This window comes from Streptomyces sp. f51 (assembly GCF_037940415.1).
Taxonomy (GTDB): Bacteria; Actinomycetota; Actinomycetes; order Streptomycetales; family Streptomycetaceae; genus Streptomyces.
Genome location: NZ_CP149798.1, coordinates 3,309,641 through 3,335,907 on the forward strand (window position 1 = coordinate 3,309,641; position 26,267 = coordinate 3,335,907).

Here is a 26,267-nt window from a genome sequence, read left to right on the forward strand (position 1 = left end):
GAATGCGTTGTCGGCCGGCCGTGCAGAACCTGTGCACGTCCGTACCCGTCGGACGCGTACGGACGAGAGTAAGGCCACCCGGCCCCTTCTCCGTCCCCGGACCTAGGTCCGGGATCGGGCCGAGGTCCGATGCGGCGCCCTCGGTGCGGAGACTAGCGTTTCGGCGTGCTCACGACTTCCCCCGCTCTCCCCGTCACCCCGTCCGTGCATGCTGAGGGGGTGAGCAACGACGAGTTCCGCGCCGCCATGACCCGGCTGGCCGCCGGCGTGGTCCTGGTGACCGCGCACGAGCCCGCACTGGCCCCGGACGGCCCGCGCGGCGAGGACGTCGGCATGACCGCGACCGCGTTCATGTCCGTCTCCCTCGACCCGCCGCTCGTCCTGGTCAGCCTGCGCGAGGGGTCCCGGATGGACGACCTGCTCGACGAGCAGCCGCTGTGGGGCGTCTCCGTGCTCGCCGAGAGCCAGCGGCACATCGCCGGCCGCTTCTCCATGAAGGGCCGTATCAGCGACCGGCTCCTCTTCGAGGACATCCCGTACGTACGCGGCGAGGCGTCCGGGGCGCTCCTGGTCGGCGGCGCGCTGGCCACGCTGGAGTGCAGCACCGAGCAGCGGATCGCCGCGGGCGACCACACCCTCGTCATCGGCCGCGTCCTGACGGCCCGCGTGCCGAGCGCGGACGGCGGCCCCCTGACGTACTTCAAGGGCCGCTACCGCCAGCTGGGCTGAGGCGGACGAGGGGCCGGGGGCCGGAGCGCGTCCTAGCCCCAGTCGCGGCCCGTGCGGCCCCTCTTGGTCTCGGAGCGTGCCTTCTTCTCGCGCAGCCTGCGTTCGTTGATGCCCCGGGGGATACGGGTGGCGCGGCGCGGCTTGGGCGGCGGCGCGGTGGCCTCGGCGAGCAGGGAGGCGAGGCGCACGGCCGCCGTCTCGCGGTTGCGCCACTGGGAGCGGTGCTCGGAGGAGCGCACGCTGACGACCCCGTCGACGAGACGCCCCTCCAGCTTCGCGAGGGCGCGGTCCTTCCAGACGGGCGGCAGCGCCTCGGTGTTGGCGAGGTCGAAACGGAGCTCGACCTGCGAGTCGCTGGTGTTCACGTGCTGCCCGCCCGGCCCGCCGGAGCGCGAGAAACGCCACATGAGCTCGGCCTCGGGCAGGGAGACGGAGCCGCGGATGACATAGGGACCGGACATGTGTTCATGGTCGCCCGCCCGGACGGTCCGCGTCACCCTTTTTTCGGGGTCGGCCGGGGCGAAGGGGGGAGTCCGGGTAAAAATGGTAAAGACAGACGGAACCTCGGGTACCCCCCTTGGCGTTCATAGGGGTGACGGTAGCTTCGTCCCCAGTACGAAGCCCGTATGTCACGAGGGAAGGGACTCCCAACAATGGCTGTAAGCCTGTCCAAGGGTGGCAACGTCTCGCTCACCAAGGAGGCTCCGGGCCTGACCGCCGTCACCGTGGGCCTCGGCTGGGACGTCCGCACCACCACGGGCACCGACTTCGACCTCGACGCCTCGGCCATCGCGGTCAACACCCAGGGCAAGGTCTACTCGGACGCCCACTTCGTCTTCTTCAACAACAAGCAGACCCCGGACAACACCATCGTCCACACCGGTGACAACACCACGGGTGAGGGCGCCGGCGACGACGAGGCGATCAACGTCAACCTGGCCGGTCTCCCGGCCGACATCGACAAGATCGTCTTCCCGGTCTCCATCTACGACGCGGAGACCCGCTCGCAGAACTTCGGCCAGGTCCGCAACGCCTACATCCGCATCGTGAACCAGGCCGGCGGCACCGAGATCGCCCGCTACGACCTCTCCGAGGACGCGGCCACCGAGACCGCCATGGTCTTCGGCGAGCTCTACCGCAACGGCGCCGAGTGGAAGTTCCGCGCCGTCGGCCAGGGCTACGCCTCGGGCCTGGTGGGCATCGCGCAGGACTTCGGCGTCAACGTCTGACGGTCCGGCACGCGCACATGACGAGAAGAGCCCCCGGACTCCGGTTCGCCGGGGGCTCCTCTCGTGCGCGGTTCACGGGTGGGCCGGTCTGCCCTTTCCGTACAGCCAGTCCTTCCAGATCCCGCTGAAGTCCTTGCCGGGCGCGGCCTTCTCGACGTACGCGGTGAACTCGGCGGTGTCCGCGTTCGCGTGCCGATGGGCGGCGGCCCAGCCCTGGACGATGTCGTAGAAGGTGTCGTCGCCCACGAGTTGACGGATCTTCTGGAGGACCATCGCGCCGCGGTAGTAGACGGGCGGGTCGGAGATCTGCGCGGGGCCGGGCGGGTCCGCGGGCGGGAAGGCCCAGATCTCGCTGCTGTCGACCGGCTCGTAGTAGTCGCCCTTGTAGAGGGAGTCGAAGATCTTCTCGGCGGAGTCGCCGCCGTGGTCCTCCTGCCACAGCCACTCCGCGTAGGTGGCGAAGCCCTCGTTGAGCCACATGTCCCGCCAGGTCCTCGGGGTGACCGAGTCGCCGAACCACTGGTGGGCCAGTTCGTGGACCAGGGTCGCGGTGTCGGGGGCGCCGGGGAAGACCGGGCGCGTCTGGGTCTCCAGGGCGTAGCCCACGTCGTCGGGCCGGTCCACGATCGCCCCGGTGGAGGAGAAGGGGTACGGACCGAAGTTGTACTCCTCCCAGTCCATGATCTCGGGGATCCGTCCCAGCACCTTCTCGCTCGCCCCCTTCTGGACCGGGTCCACCGCCACGTAGACCGGCAGCCCGTTCCTCGCCGTCGAGCGGGTGATGTCGTACCGGCCGATCGCGAGGGTCGCCACATAGCTCGCCATCGGTTCGGCGGTGTGCCAGGCGTACGTCGTCCTGCCGTCCTTGGTCGACTCGTTCGCCAACTCGCCGTTGGAGACGGCCTGGAGGCCCTTCGGGACGGTGATCCTGATGTCGTACGAGGCCTTGTCGGAGGGGTGGTGGTCGCCGGGGAACCAGGCCATCGAACCCGTGGGCTCGCCGAGGCCGAGGGCGCCGTCGGCCGTGCGCAGCCAGCCCTCCTTGGAGGCGTCGGCGTCCGTGATCGTGCGGGGGGTCCCGGAGTAGCGGACCTTCGTGGTGAACGTCTCGCCCTGGTCGAGGTCGTGCCGCGGGCGCACGGTCAGCTCCTGGCCCGCCCGGCTCCAGCCGGCGCCGCGGCCCTCGACCTCGACCTCGGAGACATGCAGTCCCAGCAGGTCGAGGTGGAAGGCGCTCAGGTCTTTCAGGGCCCGCGCGGTGATCTCCGCCGTTCCCGTCAGCCGCTTGTGCCCGGGATCGTAGGAGAGGGTGAGTCCGTAGTGCGTGACGTCGTACCCGCCGTTGCCCATCTTCGGGAAGTACGGGTCGCCGACGCCCGCCGCGCCCGGCTTCCCGCGCACGGGGTCCCCGCCGCAGGCGGTGAGTCCGGCGACGAGCGCGAGAGCCAGGGCAAAGGGGGCGGCGACGGAGGATCGGGGCACATCAGCGATCCTAGGCCGCCGTGGGGCGGCCGGGGCGTGACACCATCACCTCGTGCTCGACATCGGCTACGCCCTCTCCAACCGCTTTCCCGACCCCCCGCAGACCGACTACCGCCGCGCGGACGTCCGCGCGCTGCGGCACGACCTGTTCTGCGGCGACGTCTACCTCGCCGACACCAAGACGGACCACGAGGTGTCCACGGGCTGGGGCTGGGTGCCGGTGCTCGACTTCGCGTGGGCGCTGTGCGACATCGTCGAGCAGCTCGACCGCGACCCGCTCGGCAGCCGGGCCTCGCGGCCGCAGCAGGCCGAGCTGGACTTCACCGAGTCCACCGACCGCATGCTGTTCGAGCGCCGCTTCGGCTGGGTGGACATCGAGGCGGACTGGATGCCGGGCGACGAGGAGCCGCTGACCTTCTCCCACACCGAGCTCCGCCGCGAGGCCCGCGACTTCCTGCACGACCTGCTCGCCGACCTCACCGACCTGCACGAGGACCTCGCCGAGAACCCGGCGATCTGGACACTCCAGGCCCGCTTCCCCCGCGTCTCCTAGCCGGTGACCGCGTGGCCGGCGGGGCTCGGCTCCCCTACGCCCCGCCGTCCACCCGTACCCCCAGAGCCGCGGCCAGCACCGGTGCCAGGTCCAGGAGCTGATGGGTGCTGATGACCGCGCCCGCCAGCCGCTCCACACCCCGCGCGATGTCCAGTTCCGCCGCCGCGCGCAGGTCCACGTCCACGAGGGTGGCCGCTGTGAGGTCCGCGCCCCTCAGGACGCAGTCCGTGAACTCCACCCGCTCCAGACGGGCGCCCCCGAAGTCCGGCTCGACCAGGACGCAGCCCTCGAAGACCACGTCCTTGAGCCGCGCCTTGCGCAGATTCAGATAGTCGATCTTCCCGCCGCGCACGACCACCCGCTCCAGCACCGAGCCGTGCAGCTGCACCCCGCCCATGCGGGCGTCCACCAGCTCGACATCGCGCAGCGTCGACTCCGCGAGGTCGGTGCCGACCCCCCGGATGCCCGTGAGGACCGAGTCCAGCACCCGCGCGTGGTGCAGCCGTGTCTCGTCCAGCGCGCAGCCCGTCAGCGCGCAGTCCATGAAGCGGGCGCCCCCGCCGTCCTGCCCGGCGAGGTCCGCGTCCCGGAACTCCAGGCCGTCATAGTCGCCGTCCGGCTCAAGACCCCCGCCGTCGTACGGCTCCAGCGGGGGCAGCCGCAGCTCCGGCCGCCGTGCCGCCTTCGGCCCCGCCCCCGGCGCCTTCGCACCCGTCCCGCCGCGCCCGCCCGTCACTCTGCTCGCCATGCCCCCATCCTGCCCGCCCCCACTGACAACCGGCGCGTTCCGGGACCGCCTTGACCTCAAGCGGGCTTGAGGTTGAACCCTGGTGAGGCGGCCCCGCAGATCCCATGGATCCCTGAGACCCGCAGATCGCACAGATCCCGCAGCCCGAGGAGCCCCCGATGTACGCGATCCGTCTGCACGCCTTCGGTCCCGCCGGGAATCTCGTCCACGAGCGGACCGAGGACCCCGAACCGGGTCCTGGCCAGGTCCGGATCGCCGTGGCCGCCGCGGGCGTTCATCTCCTGGACACCGCGTTGCGCGAGGGCATGCGGGGCGGCCCGGCCCCCGCGCCCGTCCTGCCCACCGTGCCCGGCCGCGAGGTCGCCGGAACCGTCGAGTCCCTCGGCGAGGGCGTCGCCGGGCTATGCCTCGGCCGACGTGTCGTCGCCCACCTGGGTTTCGCCCCCGGCGGGTACGCCGAGCTGGCCGTCACGGACGTCGAGCGCCTCCACGACATCCCCGGGAACCTCGACTTCGCGCAGGCCGTCGCGATGATCGGGACGGGCCGTACGGTCATGGGGATCGTGCAGTTCGCCGAGTTCGGCCCCTCCTCCGTGGTCGTCGTGCCCGCGGCCGCGGGCGGGATCGGCACGCTGCTCGTGCAGTACGCGCGTCACGCGGGCGCGACCGTGGTGGGCCTCGCGGGCGGCCCGGAGAAGGTGGCGAGGGCCCGCGCGAACGGCGCCGACCCGGCCGTCGACTACACCGATCCCGGCTGGCCGGGCAAGGTCCGCGCGCACCTCGGCGGACGGGCCGCGACCCTCGTGCTCGACGGTGTCGGCGGCGACGTGGCCCGGGAGGCCGTCGCGCTGCTCGGCCCCGGCGGCCGGCACCTCGTCTTCGGCTGGTCGGGCGCGGGTCTGCGGGACGGCTCCCCGTACCTCGTGGAGGGGGTGTCCGAGCAGGTGCTCGGACCGGTGATGATGCGCCGGGCGGGCGGCCCGGATCCCGTACGGACCCTGGAGCTGCGGGCCCTGGCGGAGGCCGCCGCCGGGCGTCTGGTCCCGGCCGTGACCCGCTTCCCCCTCGCCGAGGCGGCCTCGGCGCACCGGGCCCTGGAGAACAGGGCGACGACCGGGAAGGTGGTGCTGGAACCCTGATCACGGGCGGCCCGAACCCGCCGCGCGGGGCGAAATAGTCCAAAGATGCGACTCATTCCGATTCATGGTCTTCTGAGCCAATGAGTGTCACCCGGACAGGTGAACCGCAGGCGCCGGTCGGCCCCGACCCCCATCGCTGGTGGGCGCTGGTGGTCATCGCGCTCGCCCAGCTGATGGTCGTGCTGGACGCGACGATCGTGAACATCGCTCTCCCCTCCGCACAGCGCGATCTCGGCATGTCCGACGGCAACCGGCAGTGGGTCATCACGGCCTACACGCTGGCCTTCGGCGGGCTGCTGCTGCTCGGCGGGCGGGTCGCCGACCTCGTCGGGCGCAAACGCACCTTCGTGATCGGGCTGATCGGTTTCGCGCTGGCCTCGGGGCTCGGCGGCGCGGCGACCACGTCCGGCATGCTGTTCGGCGCCCGCGCGCTCCAGGGCGCCTTCGCCGCGCTGCTCGCGCCCTCGGCGCTGTCCCTGCTGACCACGACCTTCACCGACCCCAAGGAACGCGGCAAGGCGTTCGGCATCTACGGCGCGCTGGCGGGCTCGGGGGCGGCGATCGGCTTCATCGTGGGCGGTCTGCTGACGGAGTACCTGAACTGGCGCTGGTGCCTGTACGTCAACATCCCCATCGCGGTCATCGCGGTCTTCGGCGCGTTCGGGCTGCTGCGCGACCGGCCGGGCCACAAGAACGTCCGGCTGGACGTGCCCGGTGCGGTGCTGGGCTGCGGCGGGCTCGTGGCGATCGTCTACGGGGTCAGCGAGGCCAACTCGCGGGGCTGGTCGGACCCGCTGGTGCTGGGCCTGATCGTGGGCGGGATCGCGCTGCTGGCCGCGTTCGTGTGGTGGCAGAACAGGGCCCCGAGCCCACTGCTGCCGCTGCACATCGTCAAGGACCGCAACCGCGCGGGCTGCTTCCTGACGATGGGGCTCGCCATCATCGGCATGTTCGGCGTGTTCCTGTTCATGACCTACTACCTCCAGGTCATCCTCGGGTACTCGCCGGTGAAGACGGGGCTCGCGTTCCTGCCGCTGACCGTCGCGATCATCATCGGTTCGACGCAGATCTCGGCACGGCTGCTGCCCCGTGTGGCACCGCGCATGCTGATGGTGCCGGGCATGCTCCTCGCCGCCGGCGGCGTGGCGATGTTCACGCGGCTCACCGTCGAGTCCGACTACGCGGGGGAACTGCTGCCCGGCCTGATCCTGATGGGCCTCGGCATGGGTCTGACCTTCATGCCGGTGTTCGCCACCGCGACCGCCGGGGTCGCCCCGCAGGACGCGGGCGTGACCTCCGCGACGGTCAACACCTCGCAGCAGGTGGGCGGTTCGATCGGCACGGCGCTGCTGAACACCATCGCCACCACCGCCAGCACGGCCTACATCACCGCCCATCTGCGCAATCCCGCGCAGAAGGCGCTGATCGTCCGCGAGGGCGTCGTCCACGGGTACACCGTGGCCATCTGGTGGGCCACCGGCTTCATGCTGCTGGCCGGCCTCGTCGCGGGGCTCATGGTCACGGCCAAGGCCCCCAAGCACGTGGCGTCGGGCGCGGCGGTCCCGGAGTCGGTGGGCTGACCGTCGGTCCGCCGCCCGCCCCGGGGGGTCAGTGGCGCCCGGCCACCCGGTCCGCGATCCGGGCCAGCGCGGACGACCGCGCGCCGCGGGTGGTCAGTTCGCGGCGGTCGGCCGTGCGGTAGGTCGCGTACATGCCGTGGACGCCGATCCAGCGGAACGGCTCCGGTTCCCACTTGCGGACCTTGTGGCCGACCCAGGGCAGCTCGGTCAGCCCGGTCGCACCCGCCTCTCCGGAGTCCTGGCGCACGAGGTCGCGCAGGGTGCGGGCGGCGAGGTTGGCGGTGGCGACGCCGGAGCCGACATAGCCGCCCGCCCAGCCGAGGCCGGTCGAGCGGTCCAGGGTGACGGTGGCGCACCAGTCGCGCGGGACCCCGAGGACTCCCGACCAGGCGTGGGCGACCGGGACTCCGGTCAGCGACGGGAAGAACCGGACGAGGATCTCGTAGAGGGCGTCGACGGTGGCCTGCTGGGTGCGCCCGTCGTTGTCGGTGCGCGAGCCGAAGCGGTACGGGACCCCGCGGCCGCCGAGCGCGATACGGCCGTCGGCGGTGCGCTGGGCGTACATGTAGGCGTGGGCCATGTCGCCGAGCGTCTCGCGGCCCTCCCAGCCGATCTCGGCCCACTGTCCCTCGGTCAGCGGCTCCGTCGCGATCATGGAGGAGTTCATCGGCAGCCAGGTCCGCTTCTGGCCCTTGAGGTTCGCGGTGAAGCCCTCGGTGCAGCGCAGGACGTAGGGGGCGCTGACGGTGCCGTACGGGGTGACGGCCCGCCGCGGGCCGATCTCGGTGACCGGCGTCTGTTCGTGGACGGTGACGCCGAGCGCCTCGACGACCGCGGCGAGGCCCCTGACCAGCTTCACCGGATGCAGCCGGGCCCCGTGCGGGGTCCAGGCCGAGCCCAGCGCGTCCGCGACCCGGATCCGTGCGGCAGTCTCCTCGGCGCCGTACAGCTCGCGGTCCTTCTCGCCGAACGACATTTCGTGCTCGTGGAACTCCTTCAGCCGCGCGAGCTGGGCGGGCGTGTACGCCACCTCCAGGACGCCGCCCTGGTGGATGTCGGCCTCGACGCCCTCCTCGGCGGCCACCCGGACGACCTCGTCCACGGTGTCGTTCATGGCCCGCTGGAGCCGTACGGCCGCCTCCCGGCCGTGCAGGCGCGCGTAGCGGTCACGGCCCGCGATGCCGTTGTAGAGCCAGCCGCCGTTGCGCCCGGAGGCTCCGTAGCCGCAGAACCTCTGCTCCAGGACGGTGACGCGCAGGGAGGGGGCCGCCTTCTTCAGGTAGTACGCGGTCCACAGTCCGGTGTAGCCGCCGCCGACCACCACGACGTCCGCGGTCGCGTCGCCGGACAGCGGCTCACGGGGCGCGGGCAGACCGTCCTCCGCGTACCAGAAGGAGACGCCACCGTTCCTGACCTTGCCCACCGAGCTGCTCATGCCGGGACGTTAACTCCGCTGAGCGGTGACTGTCTCCTTCGGATTCCATGCTTTTCCGCGCCCTCTGGTCAACGGATAACAGGCCAGGCCGAGGAGAACCGAGGTGAAATGCCCGAGATCGGTGAAGGTCCGTCCGGTCACGAGGGGAATTCCGTACACCCCGAGCACGACCACGAGATAGGCGTACCGCCAGGGCGGCGCGATCCGGTAGGTGAGCACGCCGACCACCCCCGCCAGGGCGTAGCTCACCCCCACGTCGAGGGTGTCGACCGCGGAGTGCGGGGCCACACCGTGCTGGATCGCCCAGAGCAGCGCACCCTCGCTGACCAGCGTCGACACGACATGGGCCACCGCGTTGACGGCGAGCCAGCGGGCGGTTCCCAGCCAGCGTTCGGCCGGTGCCTGGAACAGGGTGTAGAGCACGGCGTACGGCAGCCAGCGCCCGCCGTCGATCCACATGGCGCTCGCGAACAGCACCCGCACCGGGTTGTTCGACAGCTCGTGGAGATTGGTCGAGCGCTGTCGCAGGAAGTCCTCTTCGAAATCCGGGGACATGTGGTGCAGGGCCACGGTGGTGATGAAGAGAATCGTCAGCCAGACGTACGTGCCCGGCGCACCGCGCACGTACATCCACACCCTGTGGAAGAACCGCTCACCCCGCATGGCCTGCTTCACCCATGCCGGTAGTGTCCCGTATGCGACCGGTATTCCGGACGAGCCACCCGTGCCGAGAGGGCCTTCGGCAGGAACCCCATGTGTCGCGTACGCAACATGTGGCTGTGAAATGGCCGAATCGACCGGGTGTTCGTAACGGCCCTCGCTACTCTCTGGTGCCGTGAACGTCACTGATGGTGCGGGAGTGCTCCGCTTCTCGTTACTGGGTCCGCTGCGCGCCTGGCGGGGCGAGACGGAACTGCCCCTCGGCTCGCCGCAGCAGCGGGCCGTGCTCGCGGTACTGCTCCTGCGCCGCGGCCGCGCGGTCGGCGTCGGCGAACTCGTCGACGGGCTCTGGGGGCACGATCCGCCGACCGGGGCCGTCCCCGTGCTGCGCACCTATGTGTCACGGCTGCGCAAGCTGCTGGAGCCCGGCCGGTCCCCCGGCGCCCCGCCCCGGCTCCTGGTGTCCATCGGGGACGGATACGCGCTGCGGACCGAGGGGATCACCAGCGACCTCGGCGACTTCGAGGAGAACCTCGCGCGGGCCGAACGGCGCCGCGCCCGGGGCGACGGCCGCGCCGCCGCCCGGCTGCTGGACACCACACTCACGAACTGGCACGGCACCCCCCTGGCCGGTGTCCCCGGCCCCTTCGCGGAGGCCGAGCGGACACGCCTGAACGAGCGGCGGCTGACCGCCCTCGAGTACCGGCTCCGCGTCGAGCTCGAACTCGGACGCCACGAGGCGGTGCTGCCCGAACTGGTGGCACTGCGCGCCGACCAGCCGCTGCGCGAGGCGGTCTGCGAACTGCTGCTGGTGGCGCTGTACCGCTGCGGCCGGCAGGCCGAGGCCCTTGAGGTCTACGCGAGCACCCGGCGCACGCTCGTGGACGAACTCGGCATCGAACCCGGCCCCTCCCTGCGGGCCGCGCACGCCCGGCTGCTGGCCGGGGACCCGGACCTGTCGCCGCCCCCTGTCCCCGTACCGGCCACGGACACCGGCGCCGCCCGCCCCGGGGACGGCCCGGACACCGAACCGGCGGACGACCCCGGCCGGGACGATCCGCCGCACGCCGGAGGTGACGTACACCCCTCCCAACTCCCGTCCGATCTGCCCCTGTTCACCGGACGGGACACCGAACTCGGCCAGGTGGACGCGCTGCTGCCCGCCGAAGGCCATCCCGAGACGGCCGTCATCGGGCTCATCAACGGCATGGCCGGGGCCGGCAAGACCACCCTGGCCGTGCACTGGGCGCACCGGGTCGCCCACCGCTTCCCCGACGGCAGCCTCTATGTGAACCTGCGCGGATACGACCAGGGCGGCTCCGTCATGGACCCCTCCGAGGCGCTGGAGACCTTCCTCGTCGCCCTCGGCGTCGCCCCGCAGGCCGTCCCCGAGGGACTCGACGCGCAGGCCGCCCTCTACCGCAGCGTCCTCGCCCGCCGGCGCGTCCTGATCGTGCTGGACAACGCCCGCGACAGCGCCCAGGTCCGGCCGCTGCTGCCCGGCACCCCGGGCTGCCTCGTCATCGTCACCAGCCGCAGCCGGCTCACCGGACTCGTGGCCGGGCACGGCGCCCACCCGCTCACCCTCGGCCCGCTGACCGCGGGCGAGGCCCACGCGATGCTCACGCGCCGCCTCGGCACGGCCCGCGTGGAGGCCGAACCGGAGGCCGCCGAGGCCATCGTCGGGCTCTGCGCACGGCTGCCGCTGGCCCTCGCCATCGTGGCGGCCCGCGCCGCGCACCACCCCGGCTTCCGGCTCGCGGACGTGGTGGGCGAACTCCGCGAGACGCACGGGAGCCTGGACGCGTTCGCCGGCGGCGACGCCCACACGGACGCGCGCGCCGTCTTCTCCTGGTCGTACCACGCGCTGCCCTCCCCCGCGGCGGAACTGTTCCGGCGGCTGTCCCTGCACCCGGGACCCGACATCAGCACGGCCTCGGCCGCCGCCCTCGCCGCGGCACCCGCACGGCCGGTGCGCGCTCTGCTGGCCGAACTCACCGGCGCCAGCCTGCTCGGCGAGCACGCGCCGGGACGCTTCGCCTTCCACGACCTGCTGCGCGCCTACGCCCGTGAACTGGCCGACACCGAGGACACCGGGGAACGGCGCGCCGAGGCGCTGCGGCGCATGCACGACCACTATCTGCACACCACCCACCACGCCTCCGCGATCATCAACCCGCTGCGCGAGACCCTTCCCCTGCCGACGAGCACAACGGACGGCGGCACCGTCCGGTTCACCGGACGCCGGCAGGCCATGCAGTGGCTGCGCACCGAGCGGCACGTCCTGCGGTCGGTCGTGGAGCACGGCGCCGCCCACGGCTACGAGGACCACGCGTGGCGGACCGCCGCCGGCCTCGACCTGTACTTCGACCGGCTCGGTTTCTGGCACGACCTGATGGAGATCAACAGCGCCGCGCTGCGGGCCGCGCGGGCCGTCGGCGACCGGACGGGCGAGGCGCACGCCCTGCGCGGCCTGGGCTTCTTCCACACCCGCTTCGCGCACTCCGCCGAGGCGCGGCGGGACCTCGGCCGCGCGCTGGAGCTGTTCCGCGCCGAGGGCGACGGACCCGGCGAGGCCCGCACCCGGCGCTGCCTCGCCTACCAGGCCAACGGGGAGGGCCGGTTCACCGTCTCGCTCGACCACTACACGCGGGCCCGCGAGCTGTACCGGGCCGAGGGAAACATCAGCAGCGAGGCCGTCGTCCTGAACGAGGTCGGCTGGACGTACATCCTGCTCGGCGAGCACGACAGGGCGATGGAGCACTGCGAGAAGGCCGTCGCGCTGCACCAGGAGACCGGCGATCCGATCGGCGAGGCCGCGGCGCAGGACAGCGTCGGCTACGCCCACCACCAGCTCGGCCAGTACGAGGCCGCCGTCGAACGGTTCGAGCGGGCACTGGCGCTGTACCGCGAGGTCGGCGACCACTATCTGGAGGCGGACACCCTGCGGCACATCGCCGACTCCCGGCTCGCCGCCGGCGACCGCGAGGCGGCGATCGGCGCCTTCCGGGCGGCGCTGGCCCTCCTGGAGGAGAACGCCCACCCCGAGGCCGCCGACCTCCGGGAGACCCTGCGCGACCTGAACGCCGCCGGGCCCGGGGAGGGCGGACCGGCACGGGCCGACGCGGTCTGACCACCGCCGGGGGTGCGGGACGCCGTACGGGCCGTGCGGCCGGACACGAGCCGCCGCGGTCTGACCACCGCCGGGGTGCGGCCCGCCGTACGGGCTGTGCGGCCGGACACGGGCCGCGCGGTCGGGCACGGGCCGCGCGGTCGGGCACCGCCGGGTGCGGACGGGTGGGGTCAGGCGGCCGTCCGGTCGGCCGCCCCGGGCTGCCGCGGGCGGCCGTCCGCGTCCGCGACGACGCCGTGCTCGCGCAGCGCCAGCCGTAAGCTGCGCAGCGCGTAGTACACGCGGGACTTGACCGTGCCCTGCGGGATGCCCAGGGCCTCCGCCGCCTCCTGGGTGGTGCGGTCCTCCAGGAACGTCGCCCGGATGACGTCGCGATGGGCGGGTGTGAGCGCCCTGAGCGCCTCCTGCACCACGATGGACGACAGCATCCGCTCGATGTCGTCGACCTCGGCGCCCAGTTCGCCCAGCCAGGTGGCCCCGCCTATTTCCAGCGGGCGCGCCATCCGCGTCCGGTGCGCGTCGATGACGAGGTTGCGGGCGACCCGGAACATCCAGGGGCGTACGGCCATCCCCTCGTCGTCGACCAGGTTCCGCTTGTTCCAGCAGCGCAGCAGCGTCTCCTGGATGACGTCCTCGGTACGGTGTGTGTCCCCGCCCAGCATGCGCAGCACGTACGTGTAGAGCGCCGGGCCGTGCTCCAGGTAGAGGTCGCGCAGCGCCCGCTCCTCGGAGGAGGCCGCGCTCGCCGATCCGATGACGGTGACGTTCATGGTGGTGCTCCTGTTCCTTGGGACGACCGGGCCGGCAGAGGGACCTGGGGCCGGGGCCTCCGGGGGAACGGAGTGTTCCGAGGGGCGTTCCACGTTCGTTTGACGTCGGGTCTACGAAGCGATGGACGCGCTGGTCGGGGCGGGTGTGGCCAGAGGTGGCCGTGGGGTCGGGGGCGCGGGGGTCCGGGCCGCGGGCCGCGCAGTCGCGGGGACGTGAGGGCGCGGGACGTGAGGTCGCGGGGGCGGGGCCGGGGATCAGACGTACGCCTCCAGGTCGTCGACCTGTCCGCGGACCTGCCCGATGAGGGCCGCGTAGCCGGGGGGCAGCAGCCCGTTGCGGTCCAACATGGCCCACATGTGCAGGAGTTCGCGTCCGTGGGCGACGACGGCGCGGTCGTCGTCGAGCTGCTGCCAGGCCGCCGCGGCCCGCGCCACCTCCGCGGGCGCCCGGCCGTCCCTGGCCCCGCAGCGGATCCGGGCCACGGCCAGCGCCAGCACGATGGCCTCCCGGTGGTCGCCGCGCAGATGCGCGAGGTACGCCTCGACGGCCCGCGCCTCCACGGCGTACGGGTGCTCGGCGCCCAGCGCGTCCGTCAGGCTCTCGCGCAGCTCGCTCGCGTCGGCGAACGCCTCGTCGAGGCGGCCGTCGGCGGCCAGCGCGTTGACGCGGGCGATCCGTTCGGTGAGGTCGGCGGGGAGAGCCGTGGTGAGGGCGGGAGCCGCGACGGCGGCCGGGTCCGGCATCTCGGCGCGTGCGGCGGCCGTGGCCCGCGCCCGGGCGACCGCGGTGGCGACGGCGGAGGCGCCTTCCGGGGAGGGCGCGGGAACGACGACGGTGGAGGGAACGCCCGCGGGGGCCGGGGACACGGGCCTGGTGGTCGTGCCCGCTCCCGTCTCCGGGGGCGCGGACCCGGGTCCAGCGACCGTGGCGTGACCCGTCTCCGGGGTCGCGGAACCGGGTCCCGTGGCCGTCCCGGCTCCCGGTTCAGGGGTCGCGGACCCGGGTCCGGCGGTGGTGGCCGGGGGTGTGGGATCGGGCCCGGCGGCCGTGCCGACTCCCGTCTCCGGGGGCGCGGACCCGGGTGCGGTGGTGGGCTCGGGTTCGGGCTGGGGTTCGTCGTCCGGGTCCAGGACTCGGCTGGATCCGTCCGGGCGGACCTCCAGCAGGAATCGGGCGGCGCCGGGGCTGTCGTACACCGTCGCCACGACGGCGGCGCCCCGCTCCCGCGCGTGCCCCTCCAGGCGGTCGAGGACGGCCTCGTGCACGGACTCGCCGGGCTCGGGGACCAGGGTGTTCCCGTCGATCTCGGCGAGCCCGTCGCCGGAGATGTACACATCGAAGCGGGTCATGGCCGTCCTCCTCAGGTGGTGGCCGGCGAGGGGCCGGCCGTGGTCGTGTCCGGGTCGGGCGTGACGCCCGGGGTGGCGCCGGAGGGAGGTGCGCCGATGCCCTGGTACTTCGCGAACTGGGCCCGGATGGCGAGGACATAGCCCTGGGCCTCGTTCGTCCGCGGCACGCCCCTGGCCGCGCGGACGGCGTCCATCCCGACGTCGTAGCCGGCCAGCGCGAGGTCCAGGACCGTGTTGGTGGTCCCGTTCCCGTCGCTCTGGTCCACCTCGCCCGCGTCGATCATCTGCTGGCCCTGCTTGGCCAGTTCGCACAGGTAGCGGCCCTGCGCCATGATCGAGTCCTTCGCGTCCAGGGCCGAGGTCTTGCCGTTGCCGTCGTCGTCCTTGCCGTACTGGGTGAAGACGTCGGGCGGCAGCTGCGAGAGGCCCTTCTCGCCGTTCGGGCCGACCAGGGCGCTGTTGAAGCCCGACTCCTTCTCGATCTGGGACGCGATGACGATGGGGCCGATGGCGCCGCACAGTTCACCGGCCTTCTGGATCGGGTCCACCAGGTCCGAGGGGACCGTGGACGTGTCCAGCTCGCCCTTGCCGTCCCCCTGGAAGATGCCGAGGGTCTGGTCCGCCGTGTCCTGACTGGGCGGATCGCCCCCGCCTCCGTGGAACAGCAGATACAGCGCGATGAGCGGGGCCAGCAGGACGCCGAACCCGCCCAGGATCACCACGACGACCAGCGTCCCGGCCAGGGCGAGCGGTGACAGCAGGCAGCCGCAGCCGGTGCCCGCGATGATCCCGTTCCGTACGGCGGCCGACGTACCGCCTTCCCCGCTCTCCTCGCTCATGGGCGCCCGCCTTCTTCCCCTCGCCTTGAACCGCTGTGGCCACACGGCCCGTTGTGCTGTCCGACGGGCTCGACAGATCCAAACGGGCCCCGGGGCAAAGAAGTTCAAACCAGTGGAAACCAGATGAGCCAGAGCAGCCGATCAACGAGCGAAGAGGGGGGCGGGGCACACATGGGCACTCCTTCGGCGATGCCGTCGGGCCCGGGGGCATGGGTACGGGGGCCGAAGAACCCGCGGCAGACGTCACCGGAAGCACGACCCGCCGCTCCCGGGGCGGAAGGGACCGGCCCGGCGCCGGCACCTCAGACCCCGGCCGCCGCGGCTCCGGCCGCCCCGGCTCCGGCCGCCCCGGCCACCGCGGCTCCGGCCACCGCGGCTCCGGTCACACCGGCCGCGACCGTTCAGGCCGCCCCGACCCCCGGCGTCGGGGCCGCGCCCGCGTCCGGTCACGCCCAAGTCCCCGCAGGACAGCAAACGTTCAGCGCGGCGGGCCCGGCACAGGCCGCGGCGCCCCGGCCGAAGGCCGTCCCGGCGCGGTCCGCTCCCGGGCGGCGTACGGCACAGGCTCCCGCCCAGGAGCCGTCCTGGGGCCGGCCGAAGCGGCCCAGGGCCGCGCGCGGCACGTCCCGCGAGGAGATCGGCTGGGTCAAGGCGCACGGCGGCTCCGGCGCGACCTCGCTCGCCGAGGTGTTCGGCGGCGTCGAGGTCGGAGCACGCTGGCCGGACCCCTCCCGCGGCGAGCCGCGCCGGGTCGTCCTGGTCGGCCGGACCAGCGCGCGCGGACTGCGGTCCGTCTCCCAGGCGCTCGGCGCGCTCAAGGACGGCGACGCCCCCCAGGGACTCGAACTGCTCGGCGTGGTCCTCGTCGCCGACGCCCCCGGACGGCTGCCGCTCGGCCTGCTGCGCCGCATCCGCGTACTCCGCTCCGTCGCCCGGGTCCACCGCGTGCCGTGGATACCGGCCTGGCGCACCGGCGGGCACCCGAAGTCCGTTCCCAGGCAACTCGCCACGCTCGCCGCACTGGTGGGCGCCGACCTCTACGGCGAGGGAGCCGTCTCGTGAACCCCTCCCCCCTCGACCCGCGCCTCCTCGCCGCCTACACCCCGCCCGTGGAGGCCGACACGATCCTCGGCCTGCTCGCGTGGTGCGCCTCGGCCTGCGGCGTCGGCGGGCTGATCATCGTCGGCATCCAGATGGCGCTCCAGCTGCGCCGGGGCGACCCGGGCGAGGGCGGCGAGCACTTCCGTGGCGTCTTCTTCGTCACCCTGAGCTGCCTGGTCGCCACGTGCGCGGGACCGCTCGTCGCGGCCCTGGGCAGCCTCCAGCTCCTCGGCCCCTGATCCCGGGCGTGCCGGCCCTGACCGCCCACCACGCGGACACGGCCTCCCGGCCCCCGGCCCCGGCACGCCCTCCCGCAAAGCCAGTCACCCCGCGCCCACCGCTTCCGGCGGGCGCCGAATCCCTCGGAGACCGTCATGTCCTCTCTGCTCGAAGCAGCCTCCAACGTCCTCGCCGCCGGCGTCCCGCAGCCCGCGGCCAACGCGCCCGGAGAGCTCACCTCCAAGGTCAACACCGTCCTCGGCATAGCCGCCTGGGCCGGTACCGCCGCCGGTGTCGCCGGGGTGCTGATCACCGGCGCGATGATGGCGGTGTCCGTCAAGCGGGGCGAGAGCTCAGAGCACATGAGCCGCCTCGGGATGGTGCTCGGCGGCTGTGTCCTCGTGGCCACCGCGGGCCCGCTGATCAGCTTCGTCTTCGCGTAGGCCCGGCGGACGGTCGTGATGTTCAAGCGCAGGGAGCGCCGGCTCGCGGAATCCGGGCCGTACTACAAGCAGCGCAGCTGGCAGCTGTCGGCTGGATTCCTGGCCGTCGTGGCCGTGGTGGGCGGGGTCGTCACCGTGCTGTCCGGCCCGGACACGACCACGGCCCACGCGAACGCCGCGGCCTCCTCCGGCCCGCTGGCCGGCCCGTCCGTGCAGGACGGCCGGCCCCGGGGCTGCCGTACCGACGACAGCGCGGGATCCGAACCGCCCAAGGCCGCGCCCAAGGACATCGCCTGGCGCACGCTCGGGGTCGCGCGGGTGCCCGTGTCCGCCTCCGCGGGGCCGACCCGGATCCAGGGGCCCCTGTGGTGGTGCTACGCGCACACGCCCACCGGGGCCGCGCTAGCCGCCCATGTCATCCCCTCGCAGATGAGCGGCTCGGACTGGCGCACCGTCACCGAGCAGCAGGTCGTCTCCGGCCGGGGCCGCGACATGTTCGAGTTCCAGCGCGCCACCGTCCAGAGCACCGACACGCAGAACAGCGGCACCACGGTCGCCACGTACGCGGGCTTCTCGGTGAGTTCGTACGCGGACCGGGCCGCGACCGTCCGGCTGCTGATCAAGAGTGCCCAGGGATACGCGGCGACCGACATCTCCCTGCGCTGGAGCGGCGGCGACTGGAAGGTCGTGGCCGACGACAACGGATCGCTGCACTCGCCGGTGTCGGCCGTCCAGAGCACCAACGGCTTCGTCCTGTGGGGGGTTTGACGTGAACTGCACGTCCGGGAATCCGGTCATCGACCTGGTGAAGGGGTTCTTCAGTTTCCTCGGCGATCCCATCGGGACCATCGTCGACCTGATCGCGAAGACCATCCTCGCGGGCGCGGTCGCGGTGTTCGCCGCGCTGACCACCAACGTCCCGACGCTGGAACAGACCCAGACGTCGAAGGACATCAGCAGCGACACGCAGTGGATCGTGGTCTACCTCGCCGTCGGCTCGCTGCTCTTCGCCGCCTGCCGCATGGCCATCGAGCGCAAGGGCGACGCGGGCCGCACGGCGTTGAAGGGCATCATGCGGGTGGTGCTCGTCTCGGGTGCCGCCACCACCGTCGTCGTGGCCGCCGCGGCCGTCGGGGACAGCTACTCCAACTACCTCTTCAACAACGCCGTACGGGACTCGCTGAACAACGTCGGGGCCTGCTCGGACGGCAGCGGGATCCAGTCCTTCCTGCTGCTGGTCCTCGCGTTCCTGCTGCTGATCGCGGGGATCGTCCACACGGTCCTGATGTACATCCGGCTCGGCGTGATGATGCTGCTGCTCGGCACCCTCCCGCTGGCCGCCGCCGCCTCGATGACCGACTGGGGTGCCGGCTGGTGGCGCAAGCACATCGGCTGGATGATCGCCTGGCTGCTCTACAAACCCGCCGTCGCCCTGGTGCTCAACGCCGGTATGGCGATGATCAATTCGGGCAAGAACAGCGGCACGGGTGACGTCAGCACGATCAACACCCGGATCGCCGGCATCGGGGTCATGCTGCTGTCGGCCATCGCCCTGCCCGCGCTGCTGAAGCTCATCGTGCCCGCGACCGCGGCCATGGGCACCGGCAACCCGATGTCCTCCATGGGCCAGGCGGGCTCCAGCCTCGCGAGCGGCGCGGTCCAGCTCGGCGGCAGCCGGGGCGCCTCCGGCTCCGGCGGGGGGATGGGGCCCAGCGGTGCGACCGGGTCCGGCGGCTCGGGCGGCTCCTCCGGCGCGGGCGGTTCGGCCGGTGCGGGCGGCGAGTCGGGCGCCACGGGCTCGGGCGGCGCGAACGGCGCGGCCGCGGCGGGCCGGGCCGGTGCCTCGGGTGCCTCAGGCGCCTCGGCGGCGGGCGGCGCGGCCGCGGCCGCCGGACCCGCGGGGGTCGCCGTCCTCGCGGCGGTGGCCGCGGCGCAGGTGGCCGGCGCCACGGTGACCGGCGCCGTCGAGGGCGCCGACGGCGAACTGGGCCACAACAAGTGATCCCCGCCGTCTGACCCGCCCCCGCCGTTCCTCTCCCCCTCCATGAACGGCCGCCGGGTTCCCGCTCCCCCCGCGGGAACCCGGCGGTCCCACCACGCCGTGCCCGACCCCCGTCACCTCCCGAAGGGAAACCGGACCCATGTCCACGGAAGCCGTCATCCATCCGACCTACGGAAACTGGCGCAGGCCACGACGGCCGGGGCTCGGGCCGCTCGGACTCGTCGGCACCTTCGGGGTCTTCGGCGGACTCGTCGTCACCCTGCTGGCGTCGCTGATCTCGCTGTACGCGGCGCTGGTCGTGCTCGTACCGACCGTCGTGTTCCTGGTGCCGCTCGCCGTCCGCACCCAGGACGGGCGCAACGTCTACCAGCTGATCACCCTGCGCATCGGCTGGTGGCGCCGCAAGGCGAAGGGCGCGCACCTGTACGTGTCCGGCCCGCTGTCCGCACGCCCCGGCGGCCGGTTCCGCCCGCCGGGCCTGCTCAACAAGGTCACCGCGACCGAGGGCCGGGACGCCTACGACCGCCCCTTCGGCGTCCTGCACCACCCGGTCCGCAACCTGTACACGATCGTCCTGGGCTGCGACCCCGACGGCGGCTCGCTCATCGACCCGGACCAGGTCGACGTGTGGGTCGCGCTGTGGGGCGAGTGGCTGGCGCGGCTGGCCCACGAACCGGGGCTGCGCGGCGCCACCGTGATCGTGGAGACCGCCCCCGACCCGGGCACCCGGCTCGCCCACGAGGTGCTGCCCCGCATCCACCCCGACGCCCCGCCGGCCGCCCGCGCGGTCATGGAGGAGGTCGTCGACCGCTACCCCAGCGCGTCGTCCGAGATGCACACCTACGTCACCCTGACCTACGGCGTCCCGCCGGGCCAGCGGCGCAAGAAGGACGACGTGATCTCCGATCTCGCCATCCGCATCCCGGGTCTGCTCAGCGGACTCGTGGCGGCCGGAGGCGGGGCCGCTTACCCGCTGTCGGCCGAGCGGATCGCCGAGGTCGTCCGGGTCGCCTACGACCCCGCCGTCGCCGCCGACGTCCTCAACGCCCGTGCGCTGGAAGGCGGTACGGGCCTGGAGTGGGACGACGCGGGCCCCGCGGCCGCCGTCGAGACCGTGAACAGCTACCAGCACGACTCCGGTGTCTCGCGGACCTGGCTGCTGACCCTGGCGCCGCGCGGCACCATCCGTTCCTCCGTGCTCCGGGGCATGCTGGAGGCCGCCCCGGGCACCCGCCGCAAGCGGGTCGCCCTGGTCTACCGGCCCATCGACCCCGCCACCTCGGCCCGCATCGTCGAGGCGGACCGGCGCAGCGCCCAGTTCATGGCCTCGTCCGGCAAGGGCATGGTGCAGGCCCGCGCGGCCTCCGAGGTCAGGGCGGCGGAGCAGACCGCGGCCGAGGAGGCCTCGGGCGCCGGTCTCGTGGAGTTCTCCCTGATGCTCACGGTCACCGTGGACAGCATGGAGGAACTGGCGGACGCGAGCGTCACCGTCCGCAACCTGACGGCGGCCTCCCGCGTGCTGATGCGGCCCGCCGACCGGATGCAGGCGGCGGCGTTCAGCTGCACCCTGCCCGCCGGGATCCTCCCCTGGGAGCAGACCCTCGTCCCGCACGAACTCCAGGAGGCGCTGTGAGCCGGCGCGAGCAGAAGCAGGCCGAACGGGCCGACCGGCTGGCCGAGGAGCGGCAGACGCTCACGGCCGTGGGCGGGGGCGCGGACGGGGGAGACGGCACGGCGGGCGCCCTGACCGAGGGGGCCTCGAAGGGGGCGGCGAAGGGCACGGCGAAGGGCGCTGCGAAGGAGACCTCGAAGGGCGCTGCGAAGAAGGCGTCCAAGGCTCAGGCGAAACCCAGGGAACTCTTCGTCCCGCACCGCGGCTGGTACGGCGTCGGCGGCGGCCGCGTCGGCTACATGGACCCTCCCACCATGTGGCGGGCCACCACCGTGCAGGCCTGCGGCATGTGGCCCTTCGCCGCCGGTTCCGGCTCGCCCATGACCGGCGTACCGCTCGGGCAGCATCTGTTCACCGGCGCCACCGTGTGCGGCGACCCGCTGAACTGGTTCACCCGGGCCCGCTACATCTCCAACCCCTCCCTGTTCATGCTCGGCATGCCGGGTCTGGGCAAGTCCACCCTGGTCAACCGCATGCTGATCGGGCTCGCCGCGACCGGTGTCGTCCCGCTCGTCCTCGGCGACCTCAAGCCCGACTACGCCGACACCGTCCGGGCGCTCGGCGGCCAGGTCATCTCCATCGGCCGCGGCCGGGGCGGCATCAACGTCCTCGACCCCGGCGCCATGGGCGAGGCCGCCGCGAAGATCGGCGGCGAGGCCGGGGAGGTCCTGAAGGCCGAGGCCCACGGCCGCGTGCTGAACATGGTCGCCGCCCTCATCACCATCGTCCGCGGCCGCCCCATGGACGACCACGAGCAGTCCGTCCTCTCCGCCGTCCTGCACCATCTGCGCGAACGGACCCCGGAAGGCCGGGCGGTGCTGCTGCCCGACGTGCTGCGGGTGCTGACCGAAGGCCCGCCCCGGGTACGCGCGGTCACCCTCGACCGCGGTGACGACGCCCGCTACCGGGACGCCGTGGACCCGTTGCACCGCTCCCTGCTCGGCATCCTCGACGGCCCGCTCGGCGACACCTTCGCCTCCGAGACGTCCACCCGGATCGACCCCGACGCGCCCGCCGTGTGCATCGACATCTCCGGCATCGGTGAGGCGGACACCCAGCTCACCGCCGCCGCGATGCTCGCCGCCTGGTCCGACGGGCTCGGCACGGTCGCCGCCTCGCACGCCCTCGCGGACGCCGGACTCGCGCCCAGGCGCTGGTTCTTCACCGTCCTCGACGAGCTGTGGCGCCCGCTGCGCGCCGCCTCCGGCATCGTCGACCGCATCGACGCGCTGACCCGGCTGAACCGCTCGCTCGGCCTGGGCGACGCGAAGATCACCCACACCCTCAAGGACGCCGAGGCCCTCGGCACGGACGCCGACCGCGCCAAGGCCCGCGGCTTCGTCGAGCGGGCCGGGATGGTGGTGTGCGCCGGGCTGCCGAAGACGGAGATGGAGGACCTCGGCAAGGTGGTCGGCCTCTCCCGGCGCGAGATCGAGCTCGTGTCGTCCTGGTCGTCGCCGCCCGGCTGGGGCGTCAACGGCGACAACGAGGAACCCCCGGGCCGCGGCCGCTTCCTCATCAAGGTCGGCGGCCGCCCCGGCATCCCCATCAAGGTCGCCATCACCGACGCGGAACGCCGGCTGCACAACACCAACACCCGCTGGACGCCCAACGAGGACGCCGTCGAGAAGGCCGCCGCCCGGGCCGCCGAACAGGTGGCACGGGCCGCGCGGGAAGGCCTCCACGGGCTCCCCGGCGCCCCCGGCGCCCCGGGGACAGAGGCGGCGGCCGGGCGGTGGACCGCGTGAGCGGCCCCCGCGGCGGGAGCGACCCGCACGACCTGCTGCCGTGGGCCGTCGTCGCCGTCGCCGGCACCGGTCTGCTGGTGTTCACCGTCGTCTGGTCCGGCGGCACCCTCGGCTCCGGGCTCTCCGGCAGCGGCTGGGCGGCGCCCCCGTTCGCCCTGTCCACCGTCACCCGTCTCGTCTCCGGCGGTCCCGGAGCGCTCTGGCCCGACGCGCCGGCCGCCGCCGTCTACGCGGGCATGCTCGGCCTGCTGACCCTCCTCGCGCTGCCCGTCGCCCTCCTCGTACACCTGCTCATGGGCCGCTCCGCCCGCCCCAAGGGCCTGGCCGGACGGCGGGAACTGGCCGCCATGTGCCCCAAGGGCATCGAGGCCCGCGCCCGCGAGCTGCGTCCCGGTCTCAAGGGCCGCGACCAGGTGCACCCGGACGAGACCGGCAACCTCCTCGGCGACCTGGAGCCCAAGGGCCCCGAACTGCGCAGCAGTTACGAGGACGTGGAGCTCGACCTCATGGCGCCCCGCGCCGGCAAGTCGACCGGGATCGCCGTGCCCCGGGTGCTGCGGGCCCAGGGCGCCGTGCTGCTCACCTCCAACAAGTCCGACGTGTACGCCGTCACCCGCGCCGAACGCGCGAAGGCGGGCACGGTCTGGACGTTCGACCCGCAGGGCATCGCCCACACCCCGCGCGCGATGTGGTGGAACATCCTCGGCGAGTGCCACACCATCGAGGGCGCCCGCCGGATGGCCGGCCACTTCGTCGCGTCCGTCAACGACGACACCGCGAAGAAGGACTTCTGGATCTCGGCCGCGCAGAACACCCTCACCGCGCTCTTCCTCGCGGCCGCCCGCGCCGGGACCCCGCTGACCGAACTCCTCGGCTGGCTCGCCGACCCCGCCGACCGCACCCCGGTCGACCTGCTCCGCGAGGTCGGGCTCGTCGCGATGGCCGAGCAGCTGCAAGGCACGGTGCGGGGCGCGGTGGAGACACGGGACGGGATCTACGAGACCGCCCGGCAGACCGTCTCCTGTCTCCTCGACCCCGAGATCCTCGCCTGGGTCACCCCCGACCCCGACCTTCCCGAGTTCCGTCCCGACCGGCACGTCCTCGGCCACGACACGCTCTACCTGCTGTCCAAGGACGGCGGCGGTTCCGCGGCCGGTGTCATCGCGGGGCTCGCGGACGCGACGATGCGGGCCGGGGTCGTGGCCGCCGAACGCATGGGCGGACGCCTCGACCCGCCCCTGACCGCGGTGCTCGACGAGGCGGCCAACGTGTGCCGCATCTCCGATCTCCCCGACCTGTACTCGCACTTCGGCTCCCGCGGCATCAACGTCGTGACGCTGCTCCAGAGTTACCGCCAGGGGGCCCGGGTGTGGGGCGAGGTCGGCATGGACGCGCTCTGGAGCGCGGCGACCGTCAAGCTCCTCGGCGCGGGCCTGGACGACGCCGACTTCGTCCAGAAGATCTCCACCCTCGTGGGCCAGCACGACGTCCGCACCCCGAGCGTCTCGCGCAGCAAGGACGGCACGTCACGCTCGTACTCCTACCGCCAGGAGGCCGTCCTGCCGCCCGACCGGATCCGCGCCCTGCCCAAGGGGACCGCGCTGCTCCTCGCGACCGGCGTCAGGCCCGCGCTGATCCGGCTGCGCCCCTGGTACAAGGAGCCCGGGGCCGGTGCCATCTCGGCGGCGGCGAGGGCGGAGACGGAGGCGATCACACGACGGGCGGCCGAACGGGCGCTGCCGGGCGTGAGTCTGGGCAAGCCGGCACCCGGCCGGGACGCCGCGCCAGCGTGAGCGTGCGCAGCAGCAGTTCGGCGGGCCCGTAGCGGACCCGGCTCATCAGCCAGGCGCCGAAGGCCAGTTGGAGGCAGTACAGCGGCACGCAGCCCGCGAGGACGAGGGCGGTGCCGACCCGGTCGTAGAGCCCGAGGCCGTAGCCGGTGAACACCAGGGCCAGGACGAGCGACTGGGTGAGGTAGTGGCTGAGCGCCATGCGCCCGGAGGCGGCGAGCACGTCGGCCACCGGGCGCGCGGCACCGGCCAGCAGGAGCACCGCGCACGCGTACGACGCCGTGAGGGCGGGTGCGGTCAGCAGCGACACCGCGTGCCCGACCAGGAACCACCGGCTGTCCAGGGGCCCGTTCGCACAGCACGCGGTCACGACCCCGCCGGCCAGGCCGACCGGCAGCCACCGTGTCAGGGTCCGCCGCAGCCACCGCCGGTCCCGGCCGCGCCGCTCCACCAGACCCGCCCCGGCCGCCGCCAGTCCCGCCAGGAACGCGGCCAGCATGTCCGGGGCGTACATCAGGTTGGCGCCGAGCGCGGTGGGCAGCTCGCGCAGATGCGCCCCGATCACCGACAGGGCGCCGCCCCGGTAGGCGGCCACGGTGTCCGCGACCCGGGGCGCGTACGCGGCCGGGGTCAGCGGCTCGGTGAGGGCGACGGTCAGCAGCCCGTACCCGAGCAGCAGCACGGCGAGGCCCGCCACCAGGGCGGCCGCGAGGCGCACGGCGGCCTCGGGCGTGAGGTCGCGCAGCCCGTAGAGGATCAGCCCGAGGGCGGCGTACGTCATGAGGATGTCGCCGGGGTAGAGCAGCACGGCGTGCGCGAGACCGAGGCCGAACAGGCCCGCCGTGCGCCGCAGATGGAGCGCGGGGAACACGGCGCCCGCCCGCCGGGCGGCCCGCCGGTGCAGGACGAAGCTGTAGCCGAACAGGAAGGAGAAGAGCTGGTAGACGGTGGTGGTCGCGGTCACCGCCCACGCGGCCGCCCGGTCCGCGGCGGAGGCGCCGGGACCACCGCCGAACGCGGTGTAGGGGCCGGCCATCAGCTGGGCGTTGACGAGCAGGATGCCCAGCGGCGCGAAGCCGCGCAGCACGTCGATCCCGTCCACCCGCCCGGAGCCGCCGGACCCTCCCGAGGTCTTCCCGAGCGCGGCCGGGCCAGGGCTCACGAGGACACCAGGACGCCGGTGCCGAACGCCAGGGTCGAGGACAGGAACCATCCGAACGACGGCGCCAGCAGATACCGCAGCGTCCACAGCCGGGCCGTGGCCGGCCGGTTCTGGGCGTAGACCACGGGCACGCTGCCGCCGACCGGCGGCAGCCCGCACAGCGGACCCCGCCATCCGGGGTCGAGGACCAGCCCCCGCCCCAGATGGTCGGAGAACACGACGAGTCCGCCCCGGCGCCGGTCCGAGGCACCGCGGGGCGTCACCCGGCCCATGACCCGCAGTCCGCGCACCCACAGTGTCACGGCCCCCAGCGCCGACCGTGTCGCCAGCGTCAGAAAGCCGAGGCCGAACCCCGTGCACAGCGCCAGCAGCACCAACTCCGCGCCCATACCGATCCCTTCGTCCGCCGACCGCACCTGGGACGCACAACGGGGCCCGCGTCCCACCGGTTCATACCCGCCCTTTGAACCACCGGACGCCACC

At 73.4% G+C, this 26,267-nt stretch carries 24 protein-coding genes; 14 read left to right on the forward strand and 10 right to left on the reverse strand.

All coding sequences use genetic code 11. The features are described from left to right. Nucleotides 1–246 precede the first annotated feature (246 nt). Nucleotides 247–729, forward strand: a complete 483-nt coding sequence (locus tag WJM95_RS14435; RefSeq protein ID WP_339135563.1) for a flavin reductase family protein — start codon at nucleotides 247–249, stop codon at nucleotides 727–729. 32 nt (nucleotides 730–761) lie between these two features. Here the strand turns inward: WJM95_RS14435 and arfB are convergent, their stop codons facing one another. After that, a complete protein-coding gene (arfB, locus tag WJM95_RS14440; RefSeq protein WP_339130103.1) occupies nucleotides 762–1,190 on the reverse strand; it encodes an alternative ribosome rescue aminoacyl-tRNA hydrolase ArfB in 429 nt (142 codons plus the stop codon). Between the two features lie 192 nt (nucleotides 1,191–1,382). Between arfB and WJM95_RS14445 the strand changes: the two genes are divergently transcribed. After that, complete coding sequence (locus tag WJM95_RS14445) at nucleotides 1,383–1,958, forward strand: TerD family protein (protein WP_339130105.1); 576 nt, start codon at nucleotides 1,383–1,385, stop codon at nucleotides 1,956–1,958. A gap of 72 nt (nucleotides 1,959–2,030) precedes the next feature. Here the strand turns inward: WJM95_RS14445 and WJM95_RS14450 are convergent, their stop codons facing one another. Beyond that, a complete protein-coding gene (locus WJM95_RS14450) occupies nucleotides 2,031–3,440 on the reverse strand; it encodes a M1 family metallopeptidase (RefSeq protein WP_339130106.1) in 1,410 nt (469 codons plus the stop codon). A gap of 52 nt (nucleotides 3,441–3,492) precedes the next feature. Here WJM95_RS14450 and WJM95_RS14455 point away from each other — a divergent pair, with 52 nt between their 5' ends. Then, nucleotides 3,493–3,993, forward strand: coding sequence for a hypothetical protein (locus WJM95_RS14455; protein WP_339130108.1), 501 nt, complete (start codon nucleotides 3,493–3,495; stop codon nucleotides 3,991–3,993). A gap of 34 nt (nucleotides 3,994–4,027) precedes the next feature. Here the strand turns inward: WJM95_RS14455 and WJM95_RS14460 are convergent, their stop codons facing one another. Further along, nucleotides 4,028–4,741: a pentapeptide repeat-containing protein gene (locus WJM95_RS14460; RefSeq protein ID WP_339130109.1), complete on the reverse strand. Its 714-nt coding sequence runs from the start codon at nucleotides 4,739–4,741 to the stop codon at nucleotides 4,028–4,030. Between the two features lie 158 nt (nucleotides 4,742–4,899). On the opposite strand from WJM95_RS14460, the gene WJM95_RS14465 reads away from it, so the two are divergent. Together WJM95_RS14465 and WJM95_RS14470 are read left to right on the forward strand one after the other, a co-directional pair. Further along, nucleotides 4,900–5,880, forward strand: a complete 981-nt coding sequence (locus WJM95_RS14465; protein WP_339130110.1) for a zinc-binding dehydrogenase — start codon at nucleotides 4,900–4,902, stop codon at nucleotides 5,878–5,880. Between the two features lie 80 nt (nucleotides 5,881–5,960). After that, the gene (locus tag WJM95_RS14470; RefSeq protein ID WP_339130111.1) at nucleotides 5,961–7,460 is read left to right on the forward strand and encodes an MFS transporter; all 1,500 of its coding nucleotides are present in this window, start codon (nucleotides 5,961–5,963) and stop codon (nucleotides 7,458–7,460) included. 28 nt (nucleotides 7,461–7,488) lie between these two features. Here WJM95_RS14470 and WJM95_RS14475 read toward each other — a convergent pair whose 3' ends face one another. After that, entirely contained in the window at nucleotides 7,489–8,895 is a 1,407-nt protein-coding gene (locus WJM95_RS14475; RefSeq protein ID WP_339130113.1) for an FAD-dependent oxidoreductase, read from the reverse strand. A 9-nt stretch (nucleotides 8,896–8,904) separates the two neighbouring features. Then, nucleotides 8,905–9,558, reverse strand: coding sequence for a rhomboid-like protein (locus WJM95_RS14480; protein ID WP_339135565.1), 654 nt, complete (start codon nucleotides 9,556–9,558; stop codon nucleotides 8,905–8,907). A 172-nt stretch (nucleotides 9,559–9,730) separates the two neighbouring features. Here WJM95_RS14480 and WJM95_RS14485 point away from each other — a divergent pair, with 172 nt between their 5' ends. Next, nucleotides 9,731–12,688, forward strand: a complete 2,958-nt coding sequence (locus WJM95_RS14485) for a BTAD domain-containing putative transcriptional regulator (RefSeq protein WP_339130114.1) — start codon at nucleotides 9,731–9,733, stop codon at nucleotides 12,686–12,688. Between the two features lie 170 nt (nucleotides 12,689–12,858). Here the strand turns inward: WJM95_RS14485 and WJM95_RS14490 are convergent, their stop codons facing one another. The 3 genes from WJM95_RS14490 to WJM95_RS14500 all read right to left on the reverse strand — a co-directional run bounded on the left by WJM95_RS14490 (nucleotide 12,859) and on the right by WJM95_RS14500 (nucleotide 15,647). Next, on the reverse strand, nucleotides 12,859–13,458 hold the full coding sequence (locus WJM95_RS14490) for a sigma-70 family RNA polymerase sigma factor (RefSeq protein WP_339130115.1): 600 nt from the start codon (nucleotides 13,456–13,458) through the stop codon (nucleotides 12,859–12,861). Between the two features lie 255 nt (nucleotides 13,459–13,713). Then, nucleotides 13,714–14,808 carry a hypothetical protein gene (locus WJM95_RS14495; protein WP_339130117.1) on the reverse strand — a complete coding sequence of 365 codons (1,095 nt, stop codon included), beginning with the start codon at nucleotides 14,806–14,808 and terminating at the stop codon, nucleotides 13,714–13,716. Nucleotides 14,809–14,819: 11 nt separating this feature from the next. Continuing rightward, the gene (locus WJM95_RS14500) at nucleotides 14,820–15,647 is read right to left on the reverse strand and encodes a lytic transglycosylase domain-containing protein (protein ID WP_339130119.1); all 828 of its coding nucleotides are present in this window, start codon (nucleotides 15,645–15,647) and stop codon (nucleotides 14,820–14,822) included. A 171-nt stretch (nucleotides 15,648–15,818) separates the two neighbouring features. Here WJM95_RS14500 and WJM95_RS14505 point away from each other — a divergent pair, with 171 nt between their 5' ends. The 8 genes from WJM95_RS14505 to WJM95_RS14540 all read left to right on the forward strand — a co-directional run bounded on the left by WJM95_RS14505 (nucleotide 15,819) and on the right by WJM95_RS14540 (nucleotide 24,625). Continuing rightward, nucleotides 15,819–16,709 carry a hypothetical protein gene (locus tag WJM95_RS14505; protein WP_339130120.1) on the forward strand — a complete coding sequence of 297 codons (891 nt, stop codon included), beginning with the start codon at nucleotides 15,819–15,821 and terminating at the stop codon, nucleotides 16,707–16,709. Next, nucleotides 16,706–16,987 (forward strand): hypothetical protein, encoded by a 282-nt coding sequence (locus WJM95_RS14510; protein WP_339130121.1) that lies wholly within the window; start codon nucleotides 16,706–16,708, stop codon nucleotides 16,985–16,987. The genes WJM95_RS14505 and WJM95_RS14510 overlap by 4 nt, the downstream gene beginning before the upstream one ends. Nucleotides 16,988–17,122: 135 nt before the next feature. Then, nucleotides 17,123–17,410, forward strand: a complete 288-nt coding sequence (locus WJM95_RS14515; RefSeq protein WP_339130122.1) for a hypothetical protein — start codon at nucleotides 17,123–17,125, stop codon at nucleotides 17,408–17,410. Between the two features lie 18 nt (nucleotides 17,411–17,428). Continuing rightward, the gene (locus WJM95_RS14520) at nucleotides 17,429–18,178 is read left to right on the forward strand and encodes a hypothetical protein (protein WP_339130124.1); all 750 of its coding nucleotides are present in this window, start codon (nucleotides 17,429–17,431) and stop codon (nucleotides 18,176–18,178) included. Nucleotide 18,179: 1 nt separating this feature from the next. Beyond that, nucleotides 18,180–19,412, forward strand: a complete 1,233-nt coding sequence (locus WJM95_RS14525; protein ID WP_339130126.1) for a hypothetical protein — start codon at nucleotides 18,180–18,182, stop codon at nucleotides 19,410–19,412. Nucleotides 19,413–19,551: 139 nt separating this feature from the next. Then, complete coding sequence (locus tag WJM95_RS14530) at nucleotides 19,552–21,045, forward strand: SCO6880 family protein (protein ID WP_339130128.1); 1,494 nt, start codon at nucleotides 19,552–19,554, stop codon at nucleotides 21,043–21,045. Further along, on the forward strand, nucleotides 21,042–22,832 hold the full coding sequence (locus WJM95_RS14535; protein WP_339130129.1) for an ATP/GTP-binding protein: 1,791 nt from the start codon (nucleotides 21,042–21,044) through the stop codon (nucleotides 22,830–22,832). The genes WJM95_RS14530 and WJM95_RS14535 overlap by 4 nt, the downstream gene beginning before the upstream one ends. After that, nucleotides 22,829–24,625 (forward strand): TraM recognition domain-containing protein, encoded by a 1,797-nt coding sequence (locus tag WJM95_RS14540; protein WP_339130131.1) that lies wholly within the window; start codon nucleotides 22,829–22,831, stop codon nucleotides 24,623–24,625. Before WJM95_RS14535 ends, WJM95_RS14540 begins: the two co-directional genes overlap by 4 nt. On the opposite strand, the gene WJM95_RS14545 is transcribed toward WJM95_RS14540, so the two are convergent. Both WJM95_RS14545 and WJM95_RS14550 read right to left on the reverse strand, forming a co-directional pair. Then, a complete protein-coding gene (locus tag WJM95_RS14545; RefSeq protein ID WP_339130133.1) occupies nucleotides 24,543–25,784 on the reverse strand; it encodes a DUF418 domain-containing protein in 1,242 nt (413 codons plus the stop codon). The two genes, WJM95_RS14540 and WJM95_RS14545, sit on opposite strands and share 83 nt — an antisense overlap. Continuing rightward, nucleotides 25,781–26,173 (reverse strand): hypothetical protein, encoded by a 393-nt coding sequence (locus tag WJM95_RS14550; RefSeq protein ID WP_339130135.1) that lies wholly within the window; start codon nucleotides 26,171–26,173, stop codon nucleotides 25,781–25,783. The genes WJM95_RS14545 and WJM95_RS14550 overlap by 4 nt, the downstream gene beginning before the upstream one ends. Between the last annotated feature and the right edge of the window lie 94 nt (nucleotides 26,174–26,267).